Source organism: Mycobacterium sp. (assembly GCF_052145595.1).
Taxonomy (GTDB): Bacteria; Actinomycetota; Actinomycetes; order Mycobacteriales; family Mycobacteriaceae; genus Mycobacterium.
This window is the reverse complement of sequence record NZ_JBKQOI010000028.1, coordinates 1-7,091: the sequence shown is the minus strand read 5'-3', so window position 1 is coordinate 7,091 and position 7,091 is coordinate 1. Positions and strand designations below refer to the sequence as shown.

At 65.3% G+C, this 7,091-nt stretch carries 5 protein-coding genes and 1 pseudogene; 3 read left to right on the top strand and 3 right to left on the bottom strand.

Translation table 11 applies throughout. From position 1 onward, the window contains the following. Positions 1-138: 138 nt before the first annotated feature. Positions 139-879, bottom strand: coding sequence for a hypothetical protein (locus ACLP4W_RS01980; RefSeq protein WP_442383600.1), 741 nt, complete (start codon positions 877-879; stop codon positions 139-141). 629 nt (positions 880-1,508) lie between these two features. Continuing rightward, entirely contained in the window at positions 1,509-1,865 is a 357-nt protein-coding gene (locus ACLP4W_RS01975) for a hypothetical protein (RefSeq protein WP_442383598.1), read from the bottom strand. Between the two features lie 39 nt (positions 1,866-1,904). On the opposite strand from ACLP4W_RS01975, the pseudogene ACLP4W_RS01970 reads away from it, so the two are divergent. Then, positions 1,905-2,168 (top strand): annotated as a pseudogene (locus ACLP4W_RS01970) (response regulator transcription factor); the annotation flags it as partial. 85 nt (positions 2,169-2,253) lie between these two features. Further along, positions 2,254-5,427 carry an ATP-binding protein gene (locus tag ACLP4W_RS01965; RefSeq protein WP_442383602.1) on the top strand — a complete coding sequence of 1,058 codons (3,174 nt, stop codon included), beginning with the start codon at positions 2,254-2,256 and terminating at the stop codon, positions 5,425-5,427. Positions 5,428-5,519: 92 nt separating this feature from the next. Here ACLP4W_RS01965 and ACLP4W_RS01960 read toward each other — a convergent pair whose 3' ends face one another. Then, positions 5,520-5,867 (bottom strand): hypothetical protein, encoded by a 348-nt coding sequence (locus ACLP4W_RS01960; protein WP_442383596.1) that lies wholly within the window; start codon positions 5,865-5,867, stop codon positions 5,520-5,522. A gap of 402 nt (positions 5,868-6,269) precedes the next feature. Here ACLP4W_RS01960 and ACLP4W_RS01955 point away from each other — a divergent pair, with 402 nt between their 5' ends. Beyond that, a complete protein-coding gene (locus tag ACLP4W_RS01955) occupies positions 6,270-6,518 on the top strand; it encodes a hypothetical protein (RefSeq protein ID WP_442383594.1) in 249 nt (82 codons plus the stop codon). The last annotated feature ends 573 nt before the right edge of the window (positions 6,519-7,091 follow it).

Genomic DNA, 7,091 nt, shown 5'->3' with positions numbered 1-7,091 from the left:
TCTGCTCGTAACCTCGGTACATCGTGCCGCTGCACCAAGCATCGGTGACCACCCCGCATTCGAGCTCGACCTGGATCTCCATGTCGCCCTCGACGCGGTTTACCTCCATCCCCATGCGGATTTTGCGTGAGCCGCCGGTCACAGCGCCACACCCTGTAGATCGGGTTCGGACCGCGCCGGGATCTCGGTCCCCACCGGGTGGTGTCTGAACAGTGCGCGGTTGACCGGGAACCTGGCGCTGATGCATCCGTAGCACACGTAGCCCACCTTGTCGGCGGTTGCGCACTTATGCTCGAGAGCGGTAGCCAGACAGGGCCGGACCGTTGAAGGTTGCTGGTAGCGATTGAGATCCAGGGGCTGCCCCTCCAGCAGCAAGCCCATTGTTTCGATCATTGTCGCGGCGTCGGCCGGGCAGCCGCTCAGATTCACCACCGGCAGTCCGGACTTCGATCGCCAGCCTGAGTCGAGAAGGCCCCCCGGTCGCGCATTGGTGAACTGCAAGCCCACAGACTCCGAAGGGTTGGGAGGTGCGGCGGGAATGCCGCCGAACGCGGCGCAGCTGCCCATCGCGATCACATACTCCGCCCGATGACAAAGCGCTGCGACGACGTCCCGCTTCGGCCGGCCGTCAAACGTGTCGAACAGCCCCGTCCCATCCGGCCCGTTGATGATGCTCCCCTCAACGCAAAGCAGCGTGAGGTATTGCTCACCCGCAACGATATGTTCGATCACGCTCGCCACCTCGCTCGGCGGCTCGGGCGAGAGCGAGGGGTGCCACAGCAACTGGACATGGTGCCGGTCAAGAAAGTCCGGCAGCGTGTCCGGACCACCCGCTCCCAGGATCGCCATCGACTCCCCGCTGCATGCTCCACACTCCATCCAGAGAAGCGTCGGATGCTCGCGCTCTGTTAGTGAAGTCCCCACGCTGACCTCCGGGGTTGCCCTGCATGTGCTTGCGGCGGACGAAACGACATGGCCGCATGAGACGTCTGTTGAGGATCGCTGATCGCCGAGGATCGTCGCGTCGGGCGCGACATGGCAGGTGCGGCGATTCCCCTCGACCAAAGGCTATGTGTGCCAGGTGATTTAGTTGGGGTGCGGATTATTGACGCACCGGCGCAACCACGGTGGATCATTTGCCTCCGGTCCACCACGCTGTACTCGATCAGCCCTAGTCGCCGAGCTGGCGCGTCCAAGTAAGCCTGGCTGGCGACCTGGCCAGCCATGCGCGAGACGCCTGTCCGCGGACAGCGTCTTACCCGTTTATCCCGGCGGCGCGGTTGGGGTCGTCTGCGGCGGGGCGCGGCGTTGCCAGGTGCGGCGTCTGCACCGTGCCCGGTGCCGGACGGATCTGGCCGCTTCGCCGGTACGACACAACGGTTTGTCCAGCCAGCATTGGTGGTCCGCTCGCGTGGTTGGTGCGTGGGCCAGATCATCAGATCACCGCCTACCTGGCCTATCTGCGTCCCAGTGTCGAAGCCTGCGACCGGGATGACACGCGTAGTCCACTACTCGTGTTTTTGGGTCGGCGTTACGCGATCGAAACCGGGTTTGATGCCGGGCGGCAGGTGCTGACCGGGCCCGGCCGCACCGACCACGGCTGATCGGGTGCCGGGGTCGGTGTGTGGTCGTAGTCCCAGGCCCCGTGCGGTGGTGAAGCGCGCGTCGCGCAGCACGGTGCGCACCAGCTCGTAGCTCAATACTTCCGGCGCGTGGGGTCCCATCGCGATCGGCGCCTGCCGGCGGGCGGCGGCGACGATGCGGTGCGCCTCCTCGCGGTCAGTGAGGTGGTGGTAGGCAATGCTGGGCAGGCCCGCGTCGACGACGTTCGGGCAGGTGCTGGCTGGGACGGTTCCGATGGCCATGGTGGTCTCCCTCGGGTGGCAGTCGAGTCGACTATCCGCGCCGCCCTGTCTGTCGAGGAGGCGATCGCCTACACGCAGCGCGGCCGCGGCGAACGCAAACGCCCTCCCAGCGGCTGGGCATCGCTCACCCCCACCGAACGCGACGTCGTGCGACTGGTCAGCGAAGGACTGGCCAACAACGACATCGCTGGGCGGCTATTCGTCTCACCACGCACGGTGCAAACCCACCTCACCCACGTCTACACCAAACTCGGCCTGACCTCGCGGGTGCAACTCGTCCAAGAAGCGGCCCGCCACGCCTGACCGACACCAAACGGTCCTACCGGGGTTTGTGACGCCCTATTCTTGGCGCAGCGGGTAGTCCGAACCCATGGATCGGCGGTATCGGATGACGGCGGCAACGTTGTGCCGGACGTGTGGCACTGAGGCGCTGGCGGAGAGCGCTCGATTCTGTCACGCGTGCGGGTCGCCGCTGCTGGGGTCGGATACGCCGGCGGAGTACAAGCAGGTCACGGTTCTGTTTGCCGACGTGGTCCACTCGATGGACATCGCCTCTGCCGTCGGGGCGGAGCGGCTGCGCGAGATCATGGCGCAATTGGTCGACAGAGCCACCGCGGTCGTGAAGCAATACGGCGGCACGGTGGACAAGTTCACCGGCGACGGGGTCATGGCGGTGTTCGGGCCGCCGGTGGCGTTGGAGGACCACGCTATCCGTGCGTGTCTGGCTGCCTTGGGCATTCAAGAGGAGACCGCCCGGCTAGCCACTGAGGTCAAAGACCGTGACGGTATCGACCTGCGGTTGCGTGTTGGTGTCAATTCCGGTCAGGTGATCGCTGGTGAGATCGGCTCAAGGTCGTTGGGCTACACCGCCGTCGGTGAGCAAGTCGGGATGGCTCAGCGGATGGAATCGGCGGCTCCGCCGGGTGGGGTGATGCTCAGCGAATCCACCGCGCGGCTGGTCGAGGGTGCGGCGGTCCTGAGCGAGCCAGAGCTGATCCACATCAAGGGCAGTAATCAGCCGGTGCCCGCCTATCGGTTGCGGGGTGTGTCGGAGCGGGATCGTGCTGTCGCACGTGCTGAGTCGGCTCTGGTGGGTCGGCGCTGGGAAATCGCCGCCATCGAGGCCCTGCTCCAACGCGCTATGGAGGGCCACGGCGCAGTTGTCTGCGTGGTGGGCTCCCCAGGTATCGGCAAGAGCCGTCTGGTGCGTGAAGTCTCTGCGATGGCAGCCGCCCGGCGTGTGGACGTGTTCACCGCCTTCTGCGAATCGCACACCAGCCAGGTCCCCTTCCATGCCGTGGCACGGCTGCTACGTGCGATCACCGGCATCAAGGGTCTTGACCCGGATGCCGCCCGAGCGCGGATACGGGCTCAGTTTCCCGACGCGGAGCCGGAGGACTTGTTGCTCTTTGACGATCTGCTGGGCACCGCTGATCCCAATGTGGAGCTGCCCAAGATCGATCCGGATGCCCGGCGGCGGCGGTTGACCGCACTGGTGAATGCCGCGTCGTTGGCCCGCCAAACCCCGGCGGTCCATGTCGTTGAGGACGCCCATTGGATCGATGAGGTCAGCGAGTCGATGCTGGCCGATTTCTTCGCGGTGATCCCGCAGACACCGTCGCTGGTGCTGGTCACCTACCGACCCGAATATCGCGGCGCGTTAAGCCGGGTGGGCAGTGCTCAAACCATAGCCCTTGCGCCGCTGAGTGATCCGGAGACCGCAACACTGGTCGCCGAGCTGCTCGGGCCGGACCGCTCCGTAGGCGAGCTGGGTCAGAAGATCGCCGAGAGGGCCGCCGGTAACCCGTTCTTCGCCGAGGAGATCGTGCGCGAACTGGCCGAGCGCGGTGTGCTACGCGGGGAGCGCAGGCGCTACGTGTCGACGGCGGATGTTGGCGAGGTCAGCGTGCCCGCCACCTTGCAGGCAACCATCGCCGCGCGCATCGACCGGCTTCCACCAGAGGCGAAACGCACGTTGAGCGCGGCGGCTGTCATCGGGTCGCGGTTTGGCACCGAACTGCTGACCAGCCTGGGGGTCGAGCCGATCGTTGACGAGTTGGTCAAGGCCGAGTTGATCGATCAGGTGAGGTTCAGCCCGCACGCCGAGTATGTCTTCCATCATCCGCTGATCCGTGCGGTGGCCTACGAGTCTCAGCTCAAGTCGGATAGAGCCGATGTGCACCGGCGGGTGGCAGCAGCTATCGAATCGCGTGACTTGGAGTCGGCTGATGAGAATGCGGCGCTGATCGCCGAGCACCTGGAGGCCGCCGGTGATCTGCGCGCTGCCTACGGCTGGCACATGCGTGCGGGTGTGTGGGCGACCACCCGCGACATCGCGGCGGCGTATCTGAGTTGGGAGCGGGCGCGCCGGGTTGCCGATGCGCTGCCCGCCGACGACCCGGGTCGCACCGCGATGCGCATCGCGCCGCGCGCCCTACTGTGCGGCAATGGATTCCGGGTCCATGCCGACATCTCCGGCGGCGTCTTCGAGGAGCTGCGGCAGTTGTGCGCAGAAGCCGGAGACAAGGCGTCGCTGGCCATCGGCATGGCCGGGCTGATGATGGAGCACTTGCGTCATGGCCGGGTGCGCGAGGCGTCGCGGCTGGCCTCCGGAACATTGGCGCTGGTCGAGTCGATCGGCAATCCGACGCTGACTGTCGGGCTGCCCTTCATGGCGATCAACACGAAGCTTCAGGTCGGCGAGATCGGCGAGGCGCTGCGCTGGTCGCAGACCGTCATCGACCTGGCCGACGGCGACCCTACCAAAGGCAATTTCATCATCGGGTCGCCGTTGGCGTTGGCGCTGGCCACGCGCGGCACCGCCCGATGCGCGCTGGGTCGTCCCGGGTGGCGCGACGACTACGACCGGGCGCTCGCCCTGGCCCGCAGCGCCGACCCGATGTCGCATGCCCGGGTCATCACATTCACCTACGGTTTCGCGATGGCGGGTGGGGTGCCGTTGGCCGATGACGCCGCGCTGCGCGACATCGAGGGGGCGCTGGGGATCATCGAGCGATCAAGTGAGGATATTGCGGTGGGCCTAGCCCGGTTCACGCTGGGTCTCGCGCTGGTGCATCGGGATTCCTCGGCGGAGCATGAGCGAGGGCTGGAAGTGCTGGGGCAGGTCCGCGACATGTGCCACAACGGACGCTTCTACGTGTTCATGCTCCCGGTGATCGACGTGTGGGCCGCGCGGGGGCGGGCCAGGTGCGGCGATTGCGACGGTGCTTTACCTCAAATGCGCGCCGCGACAAACGATCTGTTCGATGCAGGACAGTATTCCTATGGCATTCCGGCGACCGGCTTTTTGGTGGAGACGCTGCTGGAGCGCGGTACCCAGGATGGCGTGGCCGAAGCTGAAGCCGCGATCGACCGTCTAGCGGCGGTACCAGCCGATGATGGTCTGGTTATACGTGAGATCTGGCTGCTGCGACTACGCGCCCTGCTGGCGCGGGCGCGCGGGGATGCTGCGGCCTACGCAGATTTCAGGGATCGCTACCGCGATATGGCGAAAACGCTTGGCTTCGAAGGACATATCGCGTGGGCCGAGGCGATGCCATGACGGCGGCAGTTCTACACCCCTATTGATGGCGGTCGGCGCGGCGGGGCCGGTTGGCGGCTGTGCGGACGATGACGACGGCCTACAACGACTAATCAGTCTGCTTTCTTCGCGGCGCGCTTAGGGGCTTTCTTCGCGGCGCGCTTAGCAGCTGGCTGTGCGGCGCGCTTGTTCAGCGTCCCGATCGCGCTGCGCACCATATTGGCCGCGAACTCGTTCGTCGTAGTGGCGAGCTGCTCGTAGTAGTCCACGATGGCGTCGATGACCTTCTTGCGCACCGACGGGTCGTCGCCGAGGTTGGGCATCGCGTCGTCGAGGCGGTCAACGAACTTGCGCAGAGCCTCGATCGCGGCACGCTGTCTGGCTTCGACCCGTTGCAGCACCTCGTCGGACAGGTTCTCCGCTCGTTCCGCCATAGTCTGCTTCTCGGTGCTCTCTGCCATGATCGCGCTCCTATCGGGGGTTGAATGCAAACGGGTCTCGAATGGCTCGGCATCACAATGCGCTGCGACCCCGGCGTTCTATAGGGCCGATGGTCCCTGCTCCGCCTGATGTGGAAACGGCCCAGGGAGAGGCGACGCGAAGCCTGAGCAGCGTCGCTCAGCGGTGAAGCCTCCCCACCCCATCTACCTGCTGGTTTGCCCCAAATCGGGTGAAATCGCGTGAAGTGTCGGTGTGCAGGACGATCTTGCAGCAGGCGCACGATCAGGTAGAGCGTGGCCAGGCTCTGGGTCGGCGGGGTGGTGGTCATGGACCATAAGCCCGGACGGCGTTAGCTGGTCGTGCTCTAATTGCGTCACTATTTTCACGCGCACAACCTGGGGTGACGATGGATGAAAAGACGGATGAAAGACGCTAGCGGGACGGCTGGCGATACCGGCGATAGCCGCGTGGCGGTGAATGTGCGGGTGTGTGTATATCCGGGGACGGACGCTGAGGTCCGTGGCACTGTGGTCGAAGATTTCGGCGATACGGCGGGGCACGCAGTGGATATCGGTGCGAATCATATAGCTGACCCCGCGCGCAGATGGGCGGTCACGCTCGATACCGGCGATCTGGTTTTCGTTGACAGCGACCAATTGGTCGCCGAGTAGTAACAGAGTGCGCCGTCGATTCGGGTTCGGCATATTCGGGGTAGAGCACGCGCCAGTAGTGCCGATATGGCTGTTCGTACATCTCGGTGCTCCCGCCTTGACACTTAGCAGGGTCAGCTACAAGCCCCGGCCTTCTCCGAAGGGCACCGTGCCGGTAGCGCGGTTGCCGTTCGCTCACGTTCGGAGGCGTAGAGCGAGCGCGCGAAGCGGTTCCAGAACCGACACGGTGAGTCCTTCCCGATGGCGTAGCGGGCTCGCGCTACGAACATCCAACTACGTTGGTTAGCCTAGGCTATGTTGGGTTAGGCTAGGGCAACTTTTTTGTTCGAGGTGTCTTGACGCGACGTCCCGTTCCGGCGTGGCACAAAGGTCACACAGGTAAGGGCGGAGACGTTCGTGGCGACGCAGATCATCGACGAAGCGGACAAAGCGAAAGCCCCGTCGCACTTAGGGTGGCTGCGATTCGGGATGCTGGCCGTATGGGGGCCGGGTCTGGTGGTGATGCTGGCCGACACCGACGCTGGGTCGGTGATTACCGCGGCCCAGTCCGGCGCCCAGTGGGGCTATCGGATG